The sequence below is a fragment of the Cobetia sp. UCD-24C genome (assembly GCF_001306765.1).
In the GTDB taxonomy this organism is placed as follows: Bacteria; Pseudomonadota; Gammaproteobacteria; order Pseudomonadales; family Halomonadaceae; genus Cobetia; species Cobetia amphilecti.
On record NZ_LJTD01000014.1, the window covers coordinates 99,130 to 121,533 of the forward strand.

At 62.0% G+C, this 22,404-nt stretch carries 18 protein-coding genes; 8 read left to right on the plus strand and 10 right to left on the minus strand.

What is annotated here, in order from left to right; all coding sequences use genetic code 11:
• Window positions 1-677 precede the first annotated feature (677 nt).
• Window positions 678-1,640, plus strand: coding sequence for a DMT family transporter (locus AOG28_RS16110; protein ID WP_082388906.1), 963 nt, complete (start codon window positions 678-680; stop codon window positions 1,638-1,640).
• 212 nt (window positions 1,641-1,852) lie between these two features.
• Here the strand turns inward: AOG28_RS16110 and AOG28_RS16115 are convergent, their stop codons facing one another.
• The 4 genes from AOG28_RS16115 to AOG28_RS16130 all read right to left on the minus strand — a co-directional run bounded on the left by AOG28_RS16115 (window position 1,853) and on the right by AOG28_RS16130 (window position 4,685).
• Window positions 1,853-2,536 carry a hypothetical protein gene (locus tag AOG28_RS16115; RefSeq protein WP_131432260.1) on the minus strand — a complete coding sequence of 228 codons (684 nt, stop codon included), beginning with the start codon at window positions 2,534-2,536 and terminating at the stop codon, window positions 1,853-1,855.
• Window positions 2,537-2,711: 175 nt separating this feature from the next.
• On the minus strand, window positions 2,712-3,152 hold the full coding sequence (locus AOG28_RS16120; RefSeq protein ID WP_082388907.1) for a YkvA family protein: 441 nt from the start codon (window positions 3,150-3,152) through the stop codon (window positions 2,712-2,714).
• A gap of 293 nt (window positions 3,153-3,445) precedes the next feature.
• Window positions 3,446-4,171, minus strand: a complete 726-nt coding sequence (locus AOG28_RS16125) for a pirin family protein (RefSeq protein WP_054557157.1) — start codon at window positions 4,169-4,171, stop codon at window positions 3,446-3,448.
• A gap of 61 nt (window positions 4,172-4,232) precedes the next feature.
• Entirely contained in the window at window positions 4,233-4,685 is a 453-nt protein-coding gene (locus tag AOG28_RS16130) for a DoxX family protein (protein WP_054557158.1), read from the minus strand.
• A gap of 131 nt (window positions 4,686-4,816) precedes the next feature.
• Here AOG28_RS16130 and AOG28_RS16135 point away from each other — a divergent pair, with 131 nt between their 5' ends.
• The gene (locus tag AOG28_RS16135) at window positions 4,817-5,758 is read left to right on the plus strand and encodes a LysR substrate-binding domain-containing protein (RefSeq protein WP_082388908.1); all 942 of its coding nucleotides are present in this window, start codon (window positions 4,817-4,819) and stop codon (window positions 5,756-5,758) included.
• A 15-nt stretch (window positions 5,759-5,773) separates the two neighbouring features.
• Here the strand turns inward: AOG28_RS16135 and tdh are convergent, their stop codons facing one another.
• The 6 genes from tdh to AOG28_RS16165 form a co-directional block, all read right to left on the minus strand.
• Window positions 5,774-6,799, minus strand: coding sequence for an L-threonine 3-dehydrogenase (gene tdh, locus AOG28_RS16140; RefSeq protein WP_054557159.1), 1,026 nt, complete (start codon window positions 6,797-6,799; stop codon window positions 5,774-5,776).
• The gene (locus AOG28_RS16145; RefSeq protein ID WP_054557160.1) at window positions 6,796-8,034 is read right to left on the minus strand and encodes a glycine C-acetyltransferase; all 1,239 of its coding nucleotides are present in this window, start codon (window positions 8,032-8,034) and stop codon (window positions 6,796-6,798) included. The genes tdh and AOG28_RS16145 overlap by 4 nt, the downstream gene beginning before the upstream one ends.
• Before the next feature lie 124 nt (window positions 8,035-8,158).
• Entirely contained in the window at window positions 8,159-9,670 is a 1,512-nt protein-coding gene (locus tag AOG28_RS16150) for a Na+/H+ antiporter NhaC family protein (protein WP_082388909.1), read from the minus strand.
• A 435-nt stretch (window positions 9,671-10,105) separates the two neighbouring features.
• Window positions 10,106-11,629 (minus strand): BCCT family transporter, encoded by a 1,524-nt coding sequence (locus tag AOG28_RS16155; RefSeq protein ID WP_054557161.1) that lies wholly within the window; start codon window positions 11,627-11,629, stop codon window positions 10,106-10,108.
• Window positions 11,630-11,993: 364 nt separating this feature from the next.
• The gene (locus AOG28_RS16160; RefSeq protein ID WP_082388910.1) at window positions 11,994-13,691 is read right to left on the minus strand and encodes a BCCT family transporter; all 1,698 of its coding nucleotides are present in this window, start codon (window positions 13,689-13,691) and stop codon (window positions 11,994-11,996) included.
• Window positions 13,692-14,346: 655 nt separating this feature from the next.
• Entirely contained in the window at window positions 14,347-16,149 is a 1,803-nt protein-coding gene (locus tag AOG28_RS16165; protein WP_235507064.1) for a BCCT family transporter, read from the minus strand.
• A 539-nt stretch (window positions 16,150-16,688) separates the two neighbouring features.
• Between AOG28_RS16165 and AOG28_RS16170 the strand changes: the two genes are divergently transcribed.
• The 6 genes from AOG28_RS16170 (at window position 16,689) to AOG28_RS16195 (ending at window position 22,255) form a co-directional block, all read left to right on the plus strand.
• Window positions 16,689-17,645 (plus strand): GlxA family transcriptional regulator, encoded by a 957-nt coding sequence (locus AOG28_RS16170; protein ID WP_054557162.1) that lies wholly within the window; start codon window positions 16,689-16,691, stop codon window positions 17,643-17,645.
• 333 nt (window positions 17,646-17,978) lie between these two features.
• Window positions 17,979-19,022: a YHYH protein gene (locus tag AOG28_RS16175; protein ID WP_054557163.1), complete on the plus strand. Its 1,044-nt coding sequence runs from the start codon at window positions 17,979-17,981 to the stop codon at window positions 19,020-19,022.
• Between the two features lie 149 nt (window positions 19,023-19,171).
• Entirely contained in the window at window positions 19,172-19,522 is a 351-nt protein-coding gene (locus AOG28_RS16180) for a hypothetical protein (RefSeq protein WP_054557164.1), read from the plus strand.
• Between the two features lie 226 nt (window positions 19,523-19,748).
• On the plus strand, window positions 19,749-20,840 hold the full coding sequence (locus tag AOG28_RS16185) for a YHYH protein (protein ID WP_054557165.1): 1,092 nt from the start codon (window positions 19,749-19,751) through the stop codon (window positions 20,838-20,840).
• A gap of 246 nt (window positions 20,841-21,086) precedes the next feature.
• The gene (locus AOG28_RS16190; protein WP_054557166.1) at window positions 21,087-21,707 is read left to right on the plus strand and encodes a HupE/UreJ family protein; all 621 of its coding nucleotides are present in this window, start codon (window positions 21,087-21,089) and stop codon (window positions 21,705-21,707) included.
• Window positions 21,704-22,255 carry a hypothetical protein gene (locus AOG28_RS16195; protein WP_054557167.1) on the plus strand — a complete coding sequence of 184 codons (552 nt, stop codon included), beginning with the start codon at window positions 21,704-21,706 and terminating at the stop codon, window positions 22,253-22,255. The genes AOG28_RS16190 and AOG28_RS16195 overlap by 4 nt, the downstream gene beginning before the upstream one ends.
• The last annotated feature ends 149 nt before the right edge of the window (window positions 22,256-22,404 follow it).

Below are 22,404 nucleotides of genomic sequence, written 5' to 3' on the forward strand. Positions count from 1 at the left end.
CTGACGCTAGCTCAAGGTAAGAGAGTCCATTTGTTTCTGCTACTTGAGGTCATCTGGTATTACCAGTGATGATCACGAGGTTTATTTGCGCCAACTCATTGATAGTCAATGACTCTGTGAGGTGTCGCAGCCTACTCATCACGCGCAGCAGGTCAGTTTATTAGACTAAAAGGCGGCAGTTTACCGGGTGAGAGGCGTCTGCTTTCTGAGCGTGACAGGAAGGGCATCCGGCCAATGACATCTGCATGTCACGCGCTTCACGTGCCCAAAGCGCCCCAATAGAAGGAGGAATGGCGAACAAGAAGCTGGTCGGGTGGGGGTGTCTTGCGCGCCATAAGGGCGGCTCACGCCTTGCTGGCTTTCGTGAATCCCCTTTTTCTGGTGGTCGTCATTGTCTCGAGATGATGGGCGAAATGAAGCCCTGTTCAGGCAAGGATATATCCACTGATTATTCAAGAAGTCGCGCACGATTCAGTGACAAGTCACTAGTAGCCGTCATGTCTGTCATGCATTGGCGACAGGTATTCAAGTTTAACTTTCGTTGGCTGATTGAGAATAACAATTGGATACCATTTAAATAAAAGAAAGTACAAATAAGCCGCCTGTGTATATTTACAGGCTCCGGGCGTGTCTTGTTACGCTGTCTTTCCTCAATCAATCACGTCTATGGAGAGCGCATGGCACAATGGGGCACGTTATTGGTCATTCTTGCAGCCCTCCAGTGGGGGATTACCGGTGGGCTGGGAAGTCAGTTGATGTCGTGGGGCTGGCAGGCTGAAGTCATTTCGTTCTGGCGCGCCATGGTGGGGTTCATCTGCATGCTGGGCTGGATGTTTCTGCTGGGCTATCACAAGCGCCCGGCCGACTCCACGCGGGGTCTGTTGGGGTGGTCATTGTTGGCGGGGCTGGGTGTCGCCGGCAATTTCATGTTCTATTTCAAGAGCGTCAATGAAAGCAGCGTCGCAGTGGCTGCCACGCTGATGTACAGCGCGCCCATCTTTGTCTATATCGCCTCTTTCCTAGCGCGGGTCGAGAAACCGACGCCGGTCAAGTTGGGGTCGATCGTGGTGGTGATGATCGGCATCGTATTGCTGACAGGCGTGCTGCAATCCGGCTCTGCCTCTGTCACCCCACTCGGCATCGCCTTTGGCTTGTTGGCAGGCGTGTCTTATGCCGTGTTCATCTTTGCCTTCAAGTCCGCTTCGCGGCATGGCAGTGTGCCGGGCATCCTGGCCATCGCGCTGGGCTTGAGTACCTTGATCATGGTGCCGTTCACGGACATGGGACAGGCGATTGCGGTGCCCTTCGCCGATGAGTGGTGGGTCTTCATCCTGTTCGGGCTGGTGGGCGGTGGCTTGTCCTTCTATTGCTATATTGCCGGGCTGCGTCATAGCTTGCCCTCGGTCGCCTCCATCGTCGCCATGATCGAGCCGATCACTGCCACCCTGTATGGCCTGTTGATTCTGGGACAGGGGCTTGATGCCATGCAGATAGGCGGCATGGTGCTGATTCTGCTCGCGATCACGGTGCTGAGCCTGGCGCAGAATCGCCCGGATGTGTTGCTGCGCATGCCGCTAGGCTTGCGCAAGGACACCTCAAGAGACGCGCAGGCGAAGCAGACGGAACAGACAAGTCAATGACGCCTTTTGAGTCCTGAACTGATGTCTTCCTTCTGCTCGCGATCGTGATGAATGCCGCGAGATACACGATGCGCAAGTCTCGAGGCCAATAGCGAAGGGATGAAGGGGCCTGAAACACGACAACGCCTCGTCAGCATGGCTGGCGAGGCGTTGTCGTGTTGTGACGTGTATGACGTCGAGTGGTGCCAGTGCGTGCTGGATCTGCCTCGCCGTCAGCTATCGCTGAGTACGGCGGCCAGTTCAGGGCTCGGGCGGCTGGCGTTGACGAAGAAGTCATTCATCGTCAGCAGCAGGTATTTCTTCATCATGTTCTGGGCCGGCAGGAAGATGCGATCACCGAAGTCGAAGTTGCCTGCCTGGTGTGGCACAGAGTCCTGAACGGCGTAATCCTTGCTGAACAGCAACTGCTCGTTCTTGTCGTAGAGACGATACTGGACATCGAAATCGGCAATGATATCGAAATCTTCATTGGCGACACCGAAGGTCAGCAGATTCTTGGTCAGGTTCTGGGCGATCAGGTAATCAAGATAGACAGGGCCACGATTCTCATGGGCCTGGATTTCCACCTGCAGGCGGTAGTCGCTGGCACGTGCATCATGGGTGATGCGCGAAGACGCGGGCAGTTGCTCACGCAGCAATTGATTGAAGTGGGTCATCGCCGGTGAACAGGCGCGCGACAGCTTGATGTTGCCCAGTGGTTGCATGGCCTGTTGGGCGGCGCCGGAAAACAGGTTGGCCTGTGGCTGGCTGTAATAGACGTCGGAATAGAACACCTTGTGCTGGTAGGCCTGCGCCTCCACCGGCGTGACCTTCGGGACATCGATCTGCGCGCGCGACACACAGCCGGCCATCACCATGAGGGCAATGCCCGCGGTAGCGAGTTTCATCAATGGCATGGGCATTCGAGTGACGGGCATATGACGAATTCTCGGGCGTGGCGAAGTTGTCGCTCACCGTAACATGCGCATGTCACAAGGCTAAACACGGGCCAGACAACGCCTTTCAACCATTGTTAACTTTTGTTGAATATTGTTGCATTTGTATATGTGAAGAGTCGCAAGAGGCGCCAGCTCAATCGAACCAGCGCTTGAGCGTCGTCTCCGCGCGCTCGGAATGCTCCGGCTTGATATGTGCGGCGACGATGGCGACGGCGCCTGCCATCAGCGTCAGGTCATCGGTGTAGCCAAGCAGCGGCGTGAAGTCGGGCAGGCCATCGATGGGTGAGATGAAATAGCCCAGCGCCCCATAGATGGTGGTGCGAGCCCAGAGAGGCGTATCGGGGTCCTGGGCAGCGAAATACATGCGAAATGCAGGATTGAGCACGCGCTTGCCGGCCTTTCTGGCGGCGCCGCTCACCTTGCGCCAGAAGCCGGCCTCCGAGTAGTCCTCGGTATGGGCGTCGAGGGCCTCCTGGTGTGGGCGGCTGCCATCGCCCGTCTGCGCTACCTGATCCGGTGCTGGCAGCCTGAGTGTCTCAGGCGGCTCGGCGGCGATGATGGTCTCATTCGTCATGGCGCTGTCTCCGTCATCAGAAGGTGTCGGCAAGGGCTGCCAGTCTCATACCCTGCACTGCAGGTCTTACTTTACCATGTGACTTTGCGCGGGTTGCGTCGTTCCATGAATCGCTCCGGGAATCGCTCCGTGAGCCACTCCGGCAAACGCTCCCTGTGTCGTTCTGTGGAGCGCTTCGTGAGCCGCTGCGTGCTGGCAATGACAGACAGAAAGACGCCGCCTCCTCACCCGTATCGACTGGGCAGGGAGGCGGCGTCTTTTTTGGCCATCAGAAATTGGTCAGCATCAACGACTCAGGCGGGCAGGTCGAACAGCAGGGCGTGCAGTCGGTGGGCATCGCTGAGTACGAGTCGTGATGCCTGATCCAGCGTCGCGGCGTCGCCTGCGCCCAGCGAGACACTATGCGCATCGTCCCCGCTCAAGCGCGTGGACCCTTCGATCACGTGCAGATAGTAGCGGCGCCTTGCGTCCAGCGGCAGTTCCAGTGCTGTGCGCTGCTCGTCATCTCCTTGCAGGCCGATGCGATACATCCGGGCATCTTGATTGATGGCCAGCACCCCAGGCGCGGCTTGCGCCGGTGGTGCGATCAACAGGGTGAGGCCGTCGCGGGCGGCGAAGGGCTGCTGCTGATAGCGCGGCGGCAGCCCCTTGGCCTGTGGCGTGATCCAGATCTGAAGAAAGCGCAGCGGCTCGCGGGACGAGGCGTTGTACTCGCTGTGCTCGATGCCCGTCCCGGCACTCATCAGCTGGACTTCGCCGACCCCCAGGGTGTGCCGTGAGCCCATGCTGTCGCGGTGCTCGATGCTGCCTGACAGCACATAGCTGATGATTTCCATGTCGCTGTGCGAGTGCGGATCGAAGCCCGCGCCCGGCGCCACGCGGTCATCGTTGATCACGCGCAGCACCGAGACGCCCATGTGAGCCGGGTCGTAGTAGCTGGCGAAGGAGAAACTGTGGCGGCTCTCCAGCCAGGCGAACCTGGCATGGCCGCGCTCATTGCCGGGACGTAACGTGAGCATGGCAACCTCCTGAGGCTGTGCGGGCGCGCATTGAGTGATGAATAGCCAGCCTTCAGCAGGCTTATGAATCGTGCCTGGCCGGGCTCAGCAGGCGGTCGAGTGACAGCTTGCCGCCGCCGGTGATCGCCAGGCTCGCCGCGATGGTCAGCAGTGCCAGCGCGTATTCATAGCCGTTGTTGCTCGCGAACAGCCCATTGCCGATATGCACGGTCAGGATGGCGATCAGCATGGTGAAGGCCAGCACGGCAGCCGCCGGACGTGTCAGCAGGCCGATCAGGATCGCCAGTCCGCCGAAGAACTCGCCGCTGCCGGACAGCAGCGCCATCAGGTAGCCCGGCTCGATACCGATGGAGGCCATCCACTGACCGGTGCCTTCCAGACCGTAGCCGCCGAAGGCACCGAACAGTTTCTGTGAACCGTGGGCCATGAAGATGATGCCGGTCGGGACACGCAGCACCAGGCTTGCGAGGCTGGAATCGGTGGTCATCAGGCGAGAGAGGGCAGACTTGAACATGTGTGGCTCCAGTGATCAGGGGATATGAGGTCTTTCAGATCAGTGTGTTTGATCGATGGAGCTACTATAGAATGGGGTTTATCAAAAAAATAACGGAGGATTCTGGTCTCAATGATCAGAATTTTTGAATCATGGTCTCTCCCATCACACTCGACGCCCTGCGCGTACTGGATGCCATCGAGCGGCGGGGCAGTTTCGCCGCGGCCGCCGAGACGCTGCACCGCGTACCCTCGGCGATTTCCTATTCGGTCCAGAAGCTGGAGGAAGAGCTGGGCGTGCCGCTGTTCGACCGCTCGCGTCGCAAGGCCGAGCTGACCGATGCGGGCCACCTGGTGTTGGCGCATGGGCGGCGCATTCTGTTGGCCACCGAGGAGATGACGGCGCTGGCGCGTCAGGCGGGAGCCGGCTGGGAGGTCGAGCTGCGTATCTGCGTCGATACCATTCTTGATCCGGAGGCGCTCTATCCGCTGTTGGAGGAATTCCAGGCCATCCAGCCGCGCACGCGGGTGGTGTTGAGCGAGGAGGTGATGGCGGGTGCCTGGGATGCGCTGCATGACAATCGCTGTGATCTGGTGATCGGCGCGCCCGGCGAGCCACCGGTGTCGGGGCTTGCGTGCCGGCGGTTCGGCGCAATAGAACCGGTCTTCGCCGTGGCGGCAGATCATCCGCTGACCCGGCTGGCGCAGCCGATTGCCATTGAGTCGCTGCAGGAGTATCCCACCGTGATCGTGGCGGACAGTTCGCGCAGTCTGCCCGGCCATTCTTCCGGCTTGCTGGATGGCCGCAGCCAGATCATCGTCAAGACCACGGCGCAGAAGATCGAGGTCCAGCGCAAGGGGCTGGGAGTCGGCTATCTGCCGCGGCATCGGATCCATCGCCATCTGGAGGAGGGCAGTCTGGCACTGCTGCAGCTGGAGACGGCGCGCGCGCCGATCGATCTCTCGCTTGCCTGGCGCAGTGGCCGTCAGGGCAAGGCGCTCAAATGGTTCCTCGAGCGCCTTGCCGCCCCCGGCATGGGCGAGGCCTTCGGCCTGTTGCCACGCGAGGCGGCGACTGACTTGCGTGGAGACTGAGCCGAGCAGACGCCCTCAGCCCCAGTCGAGCACCACCTTGCCCGACTGACCGGAGCCCATGATCTCGAAGCCCTGCTGGAAATCTGCGACGCCCAGGCGATGGGTGATGATGGGCGAGAGATCCAGGCCTGACTGGATCAGGCTGGCCATCTTGTACCAGGTTTCGAACATCTCACGGCCGTAGATGCCCTTGATGGTCAGCCCCTTGAAGATGACCTTGGTCCAGTCGATGGCCATCTCGCCGGGCGGAATGCCCAGCATGGCGATCTTGCCGCCATGATTGATGACATCGAGCATCTGCTCGACGGCGGAAGGCACGCCGGACATTTCCAGCACCACATCGAAGCCCTCATGCATGTCGAGCTCCGCCATCACCTCTTTCAGGGATTCGCGGCTGACATTGACGGTGCGGGTCGCGCCCATCTGCTCGGCCAGTGCCAGTCGATAGTCATTCACGTCGGTGATCACCACGTGGCGAGCCCCGATATGGCGGATGACCGCTGCCGCCATGATGCCGATGGGCCCGGCGCCGGTGATCAACACGTCCTCGCCGACCACATCGAACGCCAGCGCCGTATGCACGGCATTGCCGAAGGGGTCGAAGATGGCCGCCAGGTCATCGCTGATCTCATCCGGCAACTTGAAGAGGTTGTAGGCGGGCAGGGCGAGGTATTCGGCGAAGGCGCCGGGGCGGTTGACGCCCACGCCCTCGGTATTGCGACACAGATGGCGACGTCCGGCGCGGCAGTTGCGGCAATGGCCGCAGGTGATGTGCCCTTCGCCCGAGACACGGTCGCCGATCTCGTAGCCACGCACCTCGCTGCCCAGCGCGACGATCTCCCCCGCATACTCATGACCGGTGACCATCGGCACCGGCACGGTCGCCTGCGACCACTCATCCCATTGATAGATGTGCATGTCCGTGCCGCAGATCGCGGTCTTGCGGATCTTGATCAGCACATCGTTGTGGCCGATTTCCGGTACGGCCGTCTCGGTCATCCAGATGCCGGGTTCGGCCTTGAGCTTGGCCAGCGCCTTCATACATCACCTCCCGTCGTGGAGTCGATCACGCCCATCTCGCCCCCGATACACGTGAAGGCGGCAATGGCCGTCTCGATCTGCTCCGGGGTATGTGCCGCCGAGATCTGGGTGCGAATGCGCGCCTGTCCCTTGGGCACCACCGGGTAGGAAAAGCCGATCACGTAGATGCCGGCCTCCAGCAGGCGATTGGCGAAGTCTCCCGCCAGGCGTGCATCGCCGATCATCACCGGAATGATGGCGTGACCGGCACCCGCGAGGGTGAAGCCGGCCTCCTGCATGCCACGACGAAAGCGTTCGACGTTCTCCCAAAGCTTACGGCGCGCCTCGGCGCTGTCCTCGACCTTGTCCAGCGCCTTGAGGGTCGCCGCCACGATGGGCGGCGCCAGCGAGTTGGAGAACAGATAGGGGCGCGAGCGCTGGCGCAGCCACTCGACGATGGGCCCGCGCGCTGCCGTCACGCCGCCCGAGGCGCCGCCCAGTGCCTTGCCGAAGGTGGTGGTGATGATGTCGATCTGGTCCATCACGTCATGGTATTCGTGGCTGCCACGCCCGTTGGCCCCCACGAAGCCGGTGGCGTGGGAGTCATCCACCATCACCAGCGCGTCGTAGCGTCTGGCGAGCTCGCAGATGCCCTTGAGATTGGCGATCACGCCATCCATCGAGAAGACACCGTCGGTGGCAATCAGCTTGAAGCGTGCACCGGCGGCGTCCGCTTGCTGGAGACGGGCCTCGAGTTCGCGCATGTCATTGTTGGCATAGCGATAGCGGCTGGCCTTGCACAGGCGCACGCCATCAATGATGGAGGCATGATTGAGCGCATCGGAAATGATGGCGTCCTCAGGGCCGAAAAGTGTCTCGAACAGGCCTCCATTGGCGTCGAAACACGAGGAATAGAGGATGGCATCGTCCATGCCGAGAAAGGCCGCGAGGCGTTTTTCCAGCACGCGATGCTGATGGTGAGTGCCGCAGATGAAGCGCACCGAGGCCATGCCGAAGCCGTCACGCTCCAGCGCCTGTTGCGCGGCCGCGATCAGCTCGGGGCTATCGGCCAGGCCCAGATAGTTGTTGGCGCAGAAGTTGATCACCTCCGACCCTTGCCCCTCGTGTTCATCACCGCCCGCGACCCGCAGGCTGGCACGCTGGGGCGAGGTGATCTCGCGCTCCTGCTTGTAGAGGCCTTCTTCATGCAGCTCATTGATCTGACGGCTGAGGTGGTCGTGGAAACTTGCTGGCATGCGTCGCTCCTGTCTGTCGTGGTCCTGTTCGCTTCCGATGGTCGCTGAGCGCCTGCGGGAAACGTGATGGCACAGGCTTTCAGCGTAGTCGGGGTCTGTCAGCGGCGTGGTGCGGATCGTGCGCTCAGCTGGCCGGACGCTCCTTGAGTTCGTTGCCATCCTCGTCTTCAAAGGTCAGCCCCCAGCTGGTGACGGCGGCCAGCAGCATGATGGCCACGAGGAACCAGCCCTGGAAGACGAACGGGAAGACGGCGGTCGGCGAGACGGAGGGCAGCCAATCATAGGTGCCCTGCATGGACTGGATCGTCGACCAGCCCAGCAGTACTGGTGCCCCCCAAGGGAAGATGTAGCCCAGCGCAGAGGTCACGGCGTCCAGCATGTTGGCGCGGCGATAGCGATGGATGCGGTAGCGGGTGCCCAGCGCACGCACGAAGGGCGCGGCCGCGATCTCGGCGGCGGTATTGATGGTGATGGCGCTGTTGAGCAGCGCCACGATGCCCCAGATGGCCACTTCGGCGCGGCGCATCGATTGCTTGATCCAGCGCATCAGCAGGCGCGTGACATGCTCCATGGTGCCGCCGAGGGTCATCAGGTGGGCGGCACCGACGATCAGCAGAATCAGGATACCCATGTTGACGTAACCTTCGACGCCGCGAACCAATGCACCAGTCATGACGCCATCGGCCTCGGCATCGAAGGCGATGATCTGTGACAGGCTGCCGGTGCCGGCGATCAGCATGACAGGAATGGCGAGCAGGATGCCCCAGGTCAGAGAGGTCAGCAGGTGCTGTCCACGGAGTGCCAGTATCAGCACCAGTGCAAAGGGCGCCAGCATGATCAGCCCCGCTGGATCGGCGGCCTCCTGCATCGATTGAACCGCCGCGGGGTCGGTGATGCCGCCTTGCTCGCTGCCGCCGAAGATCACGAACAGCGCCAGCGCCGGCAAGGCTGCCGCAATCGAGTACTTGAAGCGGCTTTTCACCACGCCGGGGACATCCGCGCCCTGGGTCGTGGCGGAGACGATGGTGGTGTCTGACACCGGGGCCAGGTTATCGCCGAAGATGGCACCGGACAGTATCGCGGCAAACAGCAGGGTGGGGTCACCGCCCACCGCGATGCCGGCCGGATACATCAGCGTGCAGAAGGCGACCGTGGTGCCGTAACCAGTCCCGACAGCGGTCGAGAACACGGCTGCGAGCAGGAAGGTGAGCCCGACGAACCAGCCGCCGGTCATGTCCGAGATGCCGCCCAGCCAGACAAGCCCTTCGACCAGTCCCCCGACTTGCAGAACCTGAGCGAACATCCCGGCATAGAACCAGGCGACGATGGCGACCACCCCGATGGGCTGCGTCAGCCCATCGAACAGCCCGTTGGCATAGTCCTCCCAGCGACTGGTGCAAAAGAACAGGCCGAGGGTCAGCCCGAACAGAGCCCCCATGACCAGGCCGATTTCAGAGGACAGCCCCAGCACGCTGGTCGTGATTGCCCAGACGACAAAGAAGATCAACGGGATGGCGGCGCCCCAGGCGCCGAAGCGGAATGTCAGCGAAGGGGGGGCAGGCGCTGCGTGTGAGGCGTCATTGGGCGGGTGAGCAGCGTTCTGCTGCCCATGATCGTGCTGGGAAGTCGGGGGCATGTCATTACCTGTCTACGTCATTGTGATTGTTGGGTGACTACTTGAGGCAGGCGCTGGGCAAGACGATCTTCCGCATGGCAAGGCAATTGCTTCACCTTGCATCGGATTGCACTCGGCACATGCCTGAGCGCAATAACGATGTTCTCGATGGCCCTGTCAGCAATACAAACGCCAGCAAGGCTTGTGGATGTTTGATGTCTTGCCAGCATGAAGCGCTGAAAATCCAGCGTTCTGCCAGTCATTTCAGCCTATCAATTTGTGCTGATGGACTGTCAATGCGGCGAAGGCGCAAGACGTGTCGTTCGTGGCTGGTAGCGAAAAAAGGTGTTCATCAGACGTGACACGGCCCTGCACCTCGTTAGAGGGCAGGGCCGTTGTGTTGGACAGACTGCATCGCATCAGTACGCGCTGCGACGCCTCTCACGCCATGGCGATTCAGCGCTGGGTGAGTGGCGCTGGTGACGGGGCGGCGCGGGTGGCGCGATCACGGCGTACGCGGATCACGAAGGCGATCACCAGCGCGAAGATACCGAAGGCGACCGGGATCGCGGCGACCGAGATCAGGCTCAGCAGGGTCTTGTAGACATCGCCGCCCAGCCAGCTGACCACGACAGCCAGGGCCGCCATGGAGACGATCCAGAAGGCGCGTGAGCGTTTGACGGTCAGCATCTCGCACACCAGGCCCGCGGAGTCGGCGCTGGTGATGAAGAACAGCAGGATGTTGAGCGTCAGGATCAGGGACAGCAGGCCGCTGCTGTCGATGGTGTCGATCAGCTTGAACACGTCATCGACGCCCAGGCTCAGGCTGCCGAGCCCGAAGACCACGAACCACAGGCACGAGAACAGGGTCGGCACCAGCATCACGCCCAGCACCATGCCACGCAGGGTGCGGCCCTTGGAAATGCGGGCGATGAAGACGCCGGTGAAGATGAACCAGCCATACCAGGCCGCCTCGAAGGAATACAGCCAGTCTGCCAGCCATGTCTTGCGCTCCGGATCGCCCAGGCCGATATCGGTGGCCATCGCGGGGTACTTGAGCAGGTATTCCGGCACCAGGCGCACGAAGGTGGAGAGGATATCGCCGGGCACGGTCAGCACCAGCACGCCGAGCATCAGGATGATCGCGAACAGGGTGTTGTAGTTGCTCAGCCACTTGATGCCGCGCTTGAGGCCCGAGGCGGAGGAGATGATGGCGCATACGGCCAGTACGCAGATGATCAGGGTCGGGCTGAACTCGATGCCGACCAGCTTGACCAGCCCCTGCTGGATCGGGGTGGTCGCGTAGGTGAAGGACAGCGACAGGCCGATGACGGTGGAAACGACGAGGCTGATCAGGTTCAGCTTGCTCCACAGGCCGTTGCCCAGCAGTTCTTCGGCGGGCTTGGCCATCTTCATGTTGTACATGGCGTGGGCGAAGAGCGCGCCGATGGCCAGATAACCGGCCCAGGCGAGCAGACCCCAGTGATTGAAGGCGTTGAGCAGCGCCATGTCGGTACTCAGGCCGGCATCGGTGTGATATTTGGGTTCCAGCACGCCCCAGGTGAGCAGGCCGATGCCCATGCCGGTGGCGAACAGCATGCCCATCCAGCTCAGGGTATGGAATTCAGGGTCGCCTTCGCCGAAGCGCAGCTTGCCCAGCGGGGTAAAGCAGACCGCGACCAGCAGCAGCGAGACGGCAAAGGCCGGCCAGGTGAACAGGAAGCCGAAGTTGCCGATCACCGAGCCCTTGATCAGGTCGAGACTGGCCAGAAATCCTTCGGGAAACAGGGTGGCGGCAGCGATCAGCAGCGCGATCACGCAGACGGTCGCGATCGAGGTCAGGTACTGCTCCTTGCCACAGGCCGAGTTTCCCAGTCCGCAGATGTCGTCAGCGGAGTGCGCGTTCTGTTGTTCATGATTTGACTGTCCAGAGACGGACTGTTCAGAAGCAGGCTGTGCAGAGGGCGAGTGGTGGGTCATTGTGCGAGTCCTGATGTTGTTATTGTCGTGGCAGGCAACGTGATGCGGGAATGAGATGACGCGTTGAAGAGGCCGATGCTGAGCTCCTGTGAATGGCAAGGACCTCATAAGACTATCCGTACTGGGTAAGCAGTTTTGGATATGCACGACAACTAATTGGCTTGTTGCGACATGACGGCCCACTCCAGCGCGATATCGGCAGGCATGAGCTTGATGTGTTGCCCAACGCGACTCGCCGAGCCGCCCCTGTGACGGGATGGCTCGGCGAGTGGGGGTTGGCAGGACCGGTCTGGCAGAACATGTCATGCCAGTGAGGCTTCATGTGGGGACTGACACAAGTTCAGGCTTACTCTCAGCCTCGAGCTCAGGCCTGGCCTCTGCCCGGCTTCGGCTTGCCGAGTTTCATGAGGGCGATGCCGGATTCCTGGCATAGCGCTACCAGAAGGCCCAGCGTCATCGCCACGATCACGAAGCTCATCGGCAGGGCGGCAGCCATCAGGATGGTCTGCAGCGCCTTGAGCCCGCCCGCCATCAGCAACGTACCGGCCACCAGTCCGATGCAGATGCCCCAGAAGATGCGGTGGCGCGCCAGCGGTTCTTCATCGCCCAGCGACAGGATGGTCGTGACCACCAGGGTGCTGGAATCCGAGCTGGTCACGAACCAGCTGATCAACAGGAAGATCAGTAGAGACGACAGGATGACGCTCAGCACGCTATTGCCCGCCAGGGCATCGGCGGTGGCGAACAGCGCTTCGGGCAGATTCCAGTTGCGCACCAGCGTCATCAGCTCGCCGCTGCCGACCCCCATGCTAGCCGTCAGCTCCTGATACAGGCCGGTGCCACCGAACAGTGCCTGCCAGATGAAGATGATCAGCGGCGGGGCGATCAGCACGCCCAGAATGAATTCCCGCAGGGTGCGGCCCTTGGAGATGCGGGCGATGAACAGCCCGATGAACGGGGCCCACGCCAGCCACCAGGCCCAGTAGAAGATGGTCCAGCCGACCTGCCAGCTGTTTTCTCCCGCGGTCTCGGCGACCCACAGCCCCATCGGCACCACATCGCGGAGATAGGCCAGTAGCGTTTCGCCGAACAGCGAGATCAGCCACAGCGTCGGGCCGCCGATCAGGAAGCTGCCGACCACGAGAACCGACACGCCGATGTTCAGCTCGGAGATGAAGCGAATCCCGCGCTTGATGCCGGATACCGCCGAGGCGATCGAGATTGCACTGATCGCGACGATCAGCGCCAGCTGGGTGCCGATGCCGGCATCCAGGCCGGTAAGGCGATTGAGGCCCACCGCGATCTGGCTGACGCCCAGGCCCAGTGAGGTGGCGATGCCGAACACGCAGCCCAGCACGCCCATGATGTCGACGGCATGGCCGATCGGGCCGTAGATGCGATCACCGATCAGCGGATAGAGCGCGGAACGCAGCGCCAGCGGCAGTTTCCTGCGATAGGCGAAGTAGGCCAGTGTCATGCCGACCATGCCGTAGATCGCCCAACCATGCAGCCCCCAGTGGAAGAAGGCCACCTTGAGCGCCTCGACGGCGCGGGCGTGATCCATGGCGGTCGCGCCGGCCAGATCCGCATGCGGGTTGTTCGGGTAGCCGAAGCCACCGGAATTGTCGAAATAGAACATCGGCTCGGCGACACCGAAGAACAGCACGCCGATGCCGACACCTGCCGAGAGCAACATCGAGATCCAGGTGAAGCGTGAGAACTCCGGGGCGCTGTCCTTGGGACCGAGGCGCAGGCTGCCCCACGGCGAGCACACCAGTACCAGCGACAGGGCGATCATCGCGACCACCAGCACCAGGTAGTAGGTGCCGAAGGTATGTTCGATCCAGCTGCGCGCGGCACCGAAGATCGCGGCCGCCCCATCGGGAGAGAGGCCGGCCCCGACGACGAACGCCAGCAACAGGCCGGCCGAGGTCAGGGTCATGCCCTTGTGCATGCCCTTGAGCGGACCGCTGGTTTCCACCTGGATATGTGCCGTGAGGGCATTGTTCTGCGAAGGGTGTGGTGCGGGATCACCGAGTGGATCATGGTCTGTCGCTGCCATGAGAAGACTCCTGAATTGTTGTAGTTGTTGTGTGAGCTGTCGTTCTAATGCTGTTCGAGCTGTCGTTCTAATGCTGTTCGAGCTGTCGTTCGTGCTGCGGCCTGAGTGCCTTGAGGCTGATTACATTGAAGCCCTGAGTGCGGAATCGATACGGGCAAGGCCGGTGGCTAAAGTGGGGGTGGGATTCTCGTTCAGGCCAATGCCGGGGATGGCCAATCTCGAGAGCGCCAAGAGTGTCATGCGTACCTGGCTAGGCACTTTTGCTGTCAGTGTCCTGTCAGCAACGCAACCGGTTGTCAGGCTGAGGGTTGCGCCTTTCCAGACTAGTCAGGCGCGGTGCGTGGACGTTGGAGGTAAGCGACGCCTGCTTGCCACAACACGACGTGAAGAGCATGCAAAAGACGCCAGAAATGACAATGCCCGCTCAGGTGTTGGCCTGAGCGGGCATTGATGACGCGTGGGTGACACGATTGTGACGCTATGGTCACGCGATTCTTATGCTGTGGTCACACACATTCTAATAAATGCGGGCCAGTGAGCCTGTGATCTCGGTGCAATTGCCGAGAGAGCCGTGGCGCTTTTGCTGAGAGCGCCATGTTGCCTTCTCTACGCTTGCATTATGAAACCTTACATTCCGAAACCACTGGCAGAGGGCCTAGCCCGCGTTGGTCTGGCTGACCGCTCGCGGCGTGGCTTGCGGGCCGGTCTTCGGCTGACGACGCGACGTGATCATGCTGCGCGATTCATCGACCAGCGCGACCAGCAGGCCAAGCGTCATGGCGAGGATCACGAAGCTGACCGGCAGGGCAGCAGCCATCAGGACCGTCTGCAGCGCCTTGAGCCCGCCTGCCATCAGCAGCACCGCCGCGACGGAGCCGATGCAGACACCCCAGAAGATGCGGTGACGCGGCAGCGGGTCTTCATCGCCCATCGACAGGATGGTGGTGATGACCAGGGTGCTGGAGTCCGAGCTGGTCACGAACCAGCTGATCAGCAGGAAGATCAGCAGCGATGTAAGCACGGTGCTGAGAATGTCATTGCTCACCAGCGCATCGGCGGTAGCGAACAGTGCCTCTGGCAGATTCCAGTCGCGAATCATGCCCATCAACTGGCCAGTGCCCGGGCCCATGGCCGCGTTCAGCTCCTGATGCAGCGCGGTGCCGCCGAACAGGGTCTGCCAGATGAAGATGATCAGCGGCGGGGCAATCAGCACGCCGAGGATGAACTCACGCAGGGTGCGGCCCTTGGAGATACGAGCGATGAACAGACCGATGAACGGCGCCCATGCCAGCCACCATGCCCAGTAGAAGATGGTCCAGGCATCCTGCCAGTCGCGCTCGACCGGCGTGCTCGCGACCCACAGCCCCATGGGGATGACGTCACGTACGTAGGAGACGACCGTCTCGCCGAACATGCTGATCAGCCATAGGGTCGGGCCACCGATCAGGAAGCTGCCGACCACGATGACGGACACGCCGACATTCAGCTCGGAAATGATGCGGATGCCGCGCTTGACGCCGGAGACCGCCGAGGCGATGGAAATGACGCTGATGATCGCGATCAGCACGACTTGGGTGCCGATACCCGAGTCGATACCGGTCAGGCGGTTGAGGCCGACGGCGATCTGACTGACACCCAGCCCCAGTGAGGTAGCGATACCGAACACGCAGCCCAGTACCCCCATGATGTCGACGGCATGGCCGATGGGGCCGTAGATGCGGTCACCGATCAGGGGATAGAGCGCGGAGCGCAGTGCCAGCGGCAGATTGCGGCGATAGGCGAAGTAGGCCAGCGTCATGCCGACGATGACATAGACCGCCCAGCCGTGCAGACCCCAGTGGAAGAAGGCCAGCTTGAGAGCGTCGACGGCGCGGGCGTGATCCATCGCCATATGGCCGGCGAGGTCAGCGTGCGGATTGTTGGGATACCCGAAGCCGCCGGAGTTGTCGAAGTAGAACATCGGTTCGGCGACGCCGAAGAACAGGATGCCGATCCCGACGCCTGCCGAGAGCAGCATCGAGATCCAGGTGAAGCGCGAGAATTCAGGGCGGCTATCCGGCGCGCCCAGGCGCAGCTTGCCCCAAGGGGAGAAGACGAGGGCAATGCACAGGCCGATCAGGCCGACGATGGTCACCAGGTAATAGGTGCCGAAAGTGGATTCGATCCAGGCGCGCGCGGCGCCAAACAGGCTGGAGGACAGCTCGGGAGCCAGACCGGTGGCGAGAACGAAAAGCAGCAGCAGGCCGGCGGAGGTCAGGGTCATGCCCTTGTGCATGCCCTTGAGCGGGCCGGAGGTCTCGACGCGCAGGCTCAGGTCCGGCGAATGGTAGCGCTGAGAACCGACGACTGCCGCGGCGCTGCCGTCTGAGGTGGTGTTGTTATCGGTGGCGTTTTTGGTACTGGCGTTTTTAGTACTGGAATTGTCAGGTGAGGCGGGGTCAGGCTGAGGTGGGGTCACGCAATATCTCCTGTTCGAGCTGGTCGTAGGGCCAGCGTTCCCTGTCGCGGTCACGGCGGAATGACCGTTCATCTGTCGCGAAAAATTGTTGTCGATAAGGCAACGAGATGAAGACGTGAATGCTTGTCGAGAGGCGCGGGAAGACGCTAACTCCCTCAAAGCATTACAATATATTATGTATGGAATTGATTTTGATGGCTACAGCTTCTGGAAAATTGGCTGTGTCAGAAAAGCGCGTTCGCCAGCGAGCCCATTCGGTCACGCAGGCTCATTGGCAAGGGCTATCGCGCAGGGGTGTCGCGGCTGTCCGAGAGGCAGAAATCATGCAATGATATTCTTGACGTGAAACGACTCTTGATTGTCTTAAAGCGACAATATTGGTCGTCTGCTGGACGTTTTCGGGATAGCATTCCGGCGATGGAGGGGCGTGAGCGGAGCCTACACCTCAGGCGCTTGCCCTCACGACGTCATTGACGCTGCTTGCGCTCATTCGCCGGGCAGGGCGGATTCATCTTCTCACTCTCTGGAGCCACTGAACGATGCGACTCGATTACATCGGCCCGCTACCGGAAACCATCGGGTTTCTCTTGCTGCCACGCTTCTCGATGATGGCGTTCTTCGCGGCCGTGGAGCCTCTGCGCATCGCCAATCGCATCAGTGGCAAGCCGCTGTTTCGCTGGTTGCTCATCAGTGAGGATGGCCAGCCGGTCACGTCTTCCAGTGGCATGACGCTGGTCGCCGACCACAGCATTCTCGATATTCGCTCCCTGCCTTCGCTGGCGGTATGCAGCGGTTTCGAGCCCGAGGCGCACCTCAATCGCGCCTTGACGGGCTGGCTGCATCGTCTCGATGGCGGAGGCTGTGTGCTGGGCGGCCTGGATACCGGCTGTTTCCTGCTGGCGGCGGCAGGACTGCTGGACGGTGAGCGTGTCACGCTGCACTGGGAAAGCCTGCCGGCGTTTCGTGAGCGATTCCCGACCATCAGTACCTCGGATGAGCTGTTCGAGCTGGGCGCGCGGCGCTTCTCCTGTGCCGGTGGGGCAGCCGCGATGGACATGGCGCTGGATGTGATTGCCCGCCGACACGGTACGGCGCTGGCGGTGGATGTCTCGGAGCAGCTGGTACACGACCGCATGCGCACGCGGACGGACCAGCAGCGCATGACGTTGGCGCGCCGCCTGGGCACCCACAAGCGCCAGCTGGTCGATGCGGTCGCCCTGATGGAGCAGAACCTGGACACCCCATTGTCGCTGGAGGAGCTGGCGAAGCGCTGTCGCGTCTCGCTGCGCCAGTTGCAGCGCCTGTTCGAGCAGGAGCTGTCGACCTCGCCGCGGGCCTGGTACCTGCGGCTGCGCCTGGAGCGGGCGCGGCATCTGCTCAAGGAAACCGACCTCGATATTCTCTCGGTCGGGCTGTCGAGCGGTTTTACCTCCAGCTCCAGCTTCTCGCGTGCCTACCGCAACCACTTCGGGCATTCCCCGCGCCAGACGCGCTGAGACCTGGCCAAGGGCGCTTCTTTCAACACAAGGGCGCTGCTTTCAACAATTGCTGCAAGTTCGTGCGCCACCTTGCCTGCGTTCGGCTCTCACCACTGGCTTTTGCCGGCGGTCCTCATGCGGCTGTCATACCCGCGTGTCAAAACGTGATCTGATGGGAAAGGCTGCCAGAAAGCGGGTATCCACGCCTTGAGGTGCCATGCTGTCGGGCAGGGTGCGTCTTGTGCTGGATGAAGTACGAGGTTTCAGCCGGCGTTTGCCGCAGGTGAGTGATAGCTGCGTGTGGCCTGCAGAGGCATGAGAGCGACTTTCGCAATGACAAGGGGATGGGGAATGAAGCATCTGACAAGCAAGCTGCTATTGGGGAGCGCCATCGCCTTGATGGCCTCCACGACCGCCGTGGCTCACGGCACCGACATGAGCGAGCGCCTGGCAACTATCAAGACGATGTTCGATGCCGATAGCGTCGTGGCAGGCCCCGAGGTGGTGGATTGCACGCTTTCCGGCGGCACCGAGACCCAGTGTTTCAGCATCACGCTCAAGAACTCGCTGGCCGCCGATGAGATGGGCCCCTGGTGCCCGGGCAATATCTCGGACACTGCTGATGAGGGCGGTATCTGGGTGCGCGACGGCACCCAATACGACGTAGATGGCGCCTTCATCGAGAATCTGGCCACGTTCTATGATGACCCCGAGTGGCAGTTGTTCGATGAGGGCACCGGCAAGGTTCACGTCACCGATACCAGGACCGCGTGCGATCAGGCGGCGCGGCCGGATGTGGCCGAGGAGTACAACAACTACTGCGTGGAATGCCGCACGGAATACATGGAAGAGGTCGTCGAGACCACCTATGTGCTGCCCTTGGTGCCTGTTGCCCGTCAGGATGAGGCGACAGGGCGCACGCCAGGCCCACGGGGTATCGCCTTCAACGGCGTTAGATTCGATGCCGCAGCGCCGCAGGATGCGATTCTCGCTGCCCATACTCTGGCCCCGTTCGACGATTGCGGGGGGCATGTGAATCTGCACGTGGGCTATCACTACCACGGTGCCAATGGCTGTAGCCCCAAGCAGCAGACGTCTGAAGCGGATGCCCCGATGATCGGCTTCGCGATGGACGGTTATCCGATTCTGGCCAAGCTGACCGGAGATGACGCTGAAAAGGCCGAGCTGGATGCCTGCAGCGGTCACGTCGCTCAAGGGATCGGCTATCACTATCACGGCAACAGTGCCGAGAAGAACGAGATTCTGGGCTGCTTCAAGGGCGAGATCGGCTGTGCGCTCGACTCGCCGGATGCGGTCTGCAAGGCAGATGAACGCCCGGCAGGTGGGCCGCCCGAGGGCGGGCCTGAAGGGCAAAAGCCTCACGACGAGGCCTGATGCCGAAGGCTTCTCTTGTGTGACTGGGGGAGCCCTTGCGAGTGCAGGGGTTGCCTCGGGTTGTCGGCGTGGTTGCGGCTTTTTGACATATTGCCTGCACACTCTGGCGGCACCCTGCGTTCATCCGCACGAATACACAAGGAACGAGCATGATGAAGCTTTCTGGTCTCTCTGGCGTGAGTCAGGCCATCGCCCGCAGTGGCGCAATGTTTGCCATCACCGGTGCCCTGCTGGCAGTCAGTGCCGTGAGTGCGGCGCAGCAACCGCCGCGCGGCAAGCCGCCTCAGGAAGCGTTGGAGGCATGCATCGCCAAGCAGGTGGGAGACCAGTGTCAGATTCAGGTGCAAGGTCAGCAGGATCTGATCCCCGGTCAGTGCATCGCACCCCCCGAGGGCGGCCCTGGCCCGGGTGCATCAGGTGACGCGCCGGCCGATGGCGGTGAAGGTCTTGCCTGCCTGCCCGAGGGTGCCAAGCCGCCGGGCGGCCCAGCGGAACGCTGAGGCTGAAGGCGCCTGCGCCGCATGCACCGTGAATGCTTCGCCCGCCACTCTGATGATGTTGCATGGAATCAGAGGGCGGGCGTTGCTGTCTGTGGCGCCGGTTGTCAGCGCTGGCTTGTAGACTGAAGCGCTCTCTTTTGCATGCGTTCTGGTTGATTCACCCTTTCTGTCGCGGTGACATCTTGCGCTTACCGCGATGTTCAAGCGTCCTGTCAGGAGTCATTGAATGACCATCACACCTCCTCATCGTGCAACTGCCGTGCGGCACAAGGCACGCTTGCCCGCTGCTGTGCTGTCAGCATCGGTCGCGATGCTGATGGCCGGCGCGGCTCACGCTGAAGTCGTGCCGAGCCAATTCTCCTCGGCCGCGCTGGTGAAAGCCCCTGAAACGGTGAGCTGTACGCTGGAAAATGGCACGCAGACCCAGTGCACCCGTCTGGTAGTCAAGTACAAGCCGGACGGCCTGAAAACCGGCCCGTTCTGCCCGCCATCTCTGGATGACGTGGGCGGTATCTGGGACTGGGATGGCGAGAACTCGGGCCTGTATCGGCTGGATCGCGCCTTCTTCGAGATGCTCGATACGCTCGGCTTCCATTTCCATGATGACGACGAAACGCTCCACATCATGACGGACCTGAGCAAGAGGCCGGTCGAGGCCAACAACTGCCTCAACGTGGCCGAGGATGAAAGTGTCGAGATGACCGTGCTGCTGCCCCTTGAGCCGGTCAAGGCTGACGAGCCCACGCCGCTGGGCACCGTCGCCAAGATCGGCCTCGCCCTGGATGGCGTGCCGATCTTCGCTGACGCCCCGTCAGTGCTGGATACCGGCAACCTGCCGGCGCTGGATACCTGCGGCGGGCATGTCGATCCCGGTGGCTGGTATCACTGGCATGCCACGGCGACCGATATCGACACCCTCTATGATGAGCACGGTGTTGATGCCCACTGTCAGCTGCCACAGAGCCATACCGCCCAGTTCGCCTATGCCTTCGATGGCTATCCGATGTTCGGCACCCAGGACGCCGGCGGCAGCGCCCCGACGGACCTCGACAGCTGCAATGGTCACTTCGGCCCGACCGAGCGCCACCCCGAGGGCGAGTACCATTATCACGCCACCGACGAGTTCCCGAATCTACCCAAGTGCCTCAAGGGCGTGGTCGCCAAGGACAACTTCGTGACCACGGCCAGCATGGGCATCGGCTCGCCGCGCATACCGGGCCAGGGCCCCGGCCCGGGTGGGCCGGAGAAGGATACGTCTGATCGCCCGGAGTCTGATCAGCCGTCAGAGGCCCCGTCTCAGGCATCCAGCGAGCAGTAGAGGCGGTTGTTTATCAGGCTGCTGACTGCCAGCTTAGGACGGCAGCTTGGGGCGGCAGCTTGGGGCGGCAGCTTGGGGCGGCAGCTTGGGGCGGCAGCCTGGCGCGCCACCTTGCCGACAGTCGCGCGGACTGCCTCAGCACAAGCGCTGCATGAAATAGCGTGCTGTATGAAGAAGCCCTGCGGCCATGCGAGAGACCTGCATTGCCGCGGGGCTTCATGCTTTTCACCGAAGGATTGTTACCTCATGACGTTCACCCGCTTTTCGGCGCCGCGACTCACGCGGGCAGCCATCTCTCGCCTGGGCCTGTTGCTGGTCATGTTCTCCGGGGCTGCGCATGCCCATGTCGATACCGATTCGGTCGGCGGCTTTGCCGCGGGCTTCCTGCATCCCCTGACCGGGCTTGATCACTTCACGGCCATGGTGGCGGTGGGCCTGTGGGGCGTGATTCTGGGGCGGCCCGCCACCTGGCTGCTGCCGGTCGTCTTCCCGATGATCATGGCGCTGGGCAGCGTGGTCGGCATCGTGGGCCTGGCGCTGCCTGGCATCGAGATCGGTATCGCGCTTTCCGCGCTGGTGCTCGGCGCCTTCATCGTGTGGCGGGTCGCATTGCCGCTGTGGCTCGCCTGTCTGGTGGTCTCGGTGTTCGCGATCTGTCATGGCTACGCCCACGGGGCGGAATTGCCCCTGGCCTCTGATCCCTTCGCCTTCGCGATGGGCTTCATGTTGGCCACCGGCAGTCTGCATGCCGCCGGTATCGGCGTGGGCGTAGTGGCAGAGCGCTTTCATCAGGGCGTGTTGCTACGGGTACTGGGCGCAGTGACGGCGCTGTTGGGTGTCTACTTCCTGATGGAGGCCCTGGCATGATGATATGGGATCAATGGCTGTTGGGTGTTCGCGCCGCCACCGGAAGTCCGGTGATCCTGTATCTGCTGCTGACGGCCAGTCTGGTGGGCGTTGCCTGTCAGAGCCGCTTCACGACTGGTGAGTGGCTGCGCGGTGTTCTGCGTCTGATCAATGCCATGGTGCTGGGAATCGTGGTGGCGCTGTACGCGCCGGATTCGCTGGTGATGGCAGTGGTGGGCTTTGCGATCGTCACGGCCTTGCTGGTGTCGATTCATCTACCGCTGCGCACGCTGTGGGGCAGGGCGCTGATGGCGCGTGTCCCGGCAACGTTGTCGGGGCTGGTGGTCGCCCTGCTGTTCGTCGGGCATGACGTGGCCACTACCCCAGTGGCAATACTACTGGGCGTAATGACGGCCATACTCCTCATCGTTGTCGCCGGCTGGGGGATTCTTGCACTGGCCGGGCGCTTGCTCCCCGAGTCGGCTTTCGTCATCGCCCAACGCGTGCTGGGCGCCTGGCTGGTTGCCATCGGCGTGATGACCCTGACATTCATCGTCATGCAGTGGTAGTGCCTGCTGTTCGAGCCGGCATCGGAACCACCACAAGAACCCAAGAACCACCACACGTGAAGTTGCCCAAGGTTGGGCTTGGGGCGGCCATCGGGCCGCTCTCTTCAAGGAGTCTGGATCGGATTCCATCGCCAGGACATCAAAGGAGG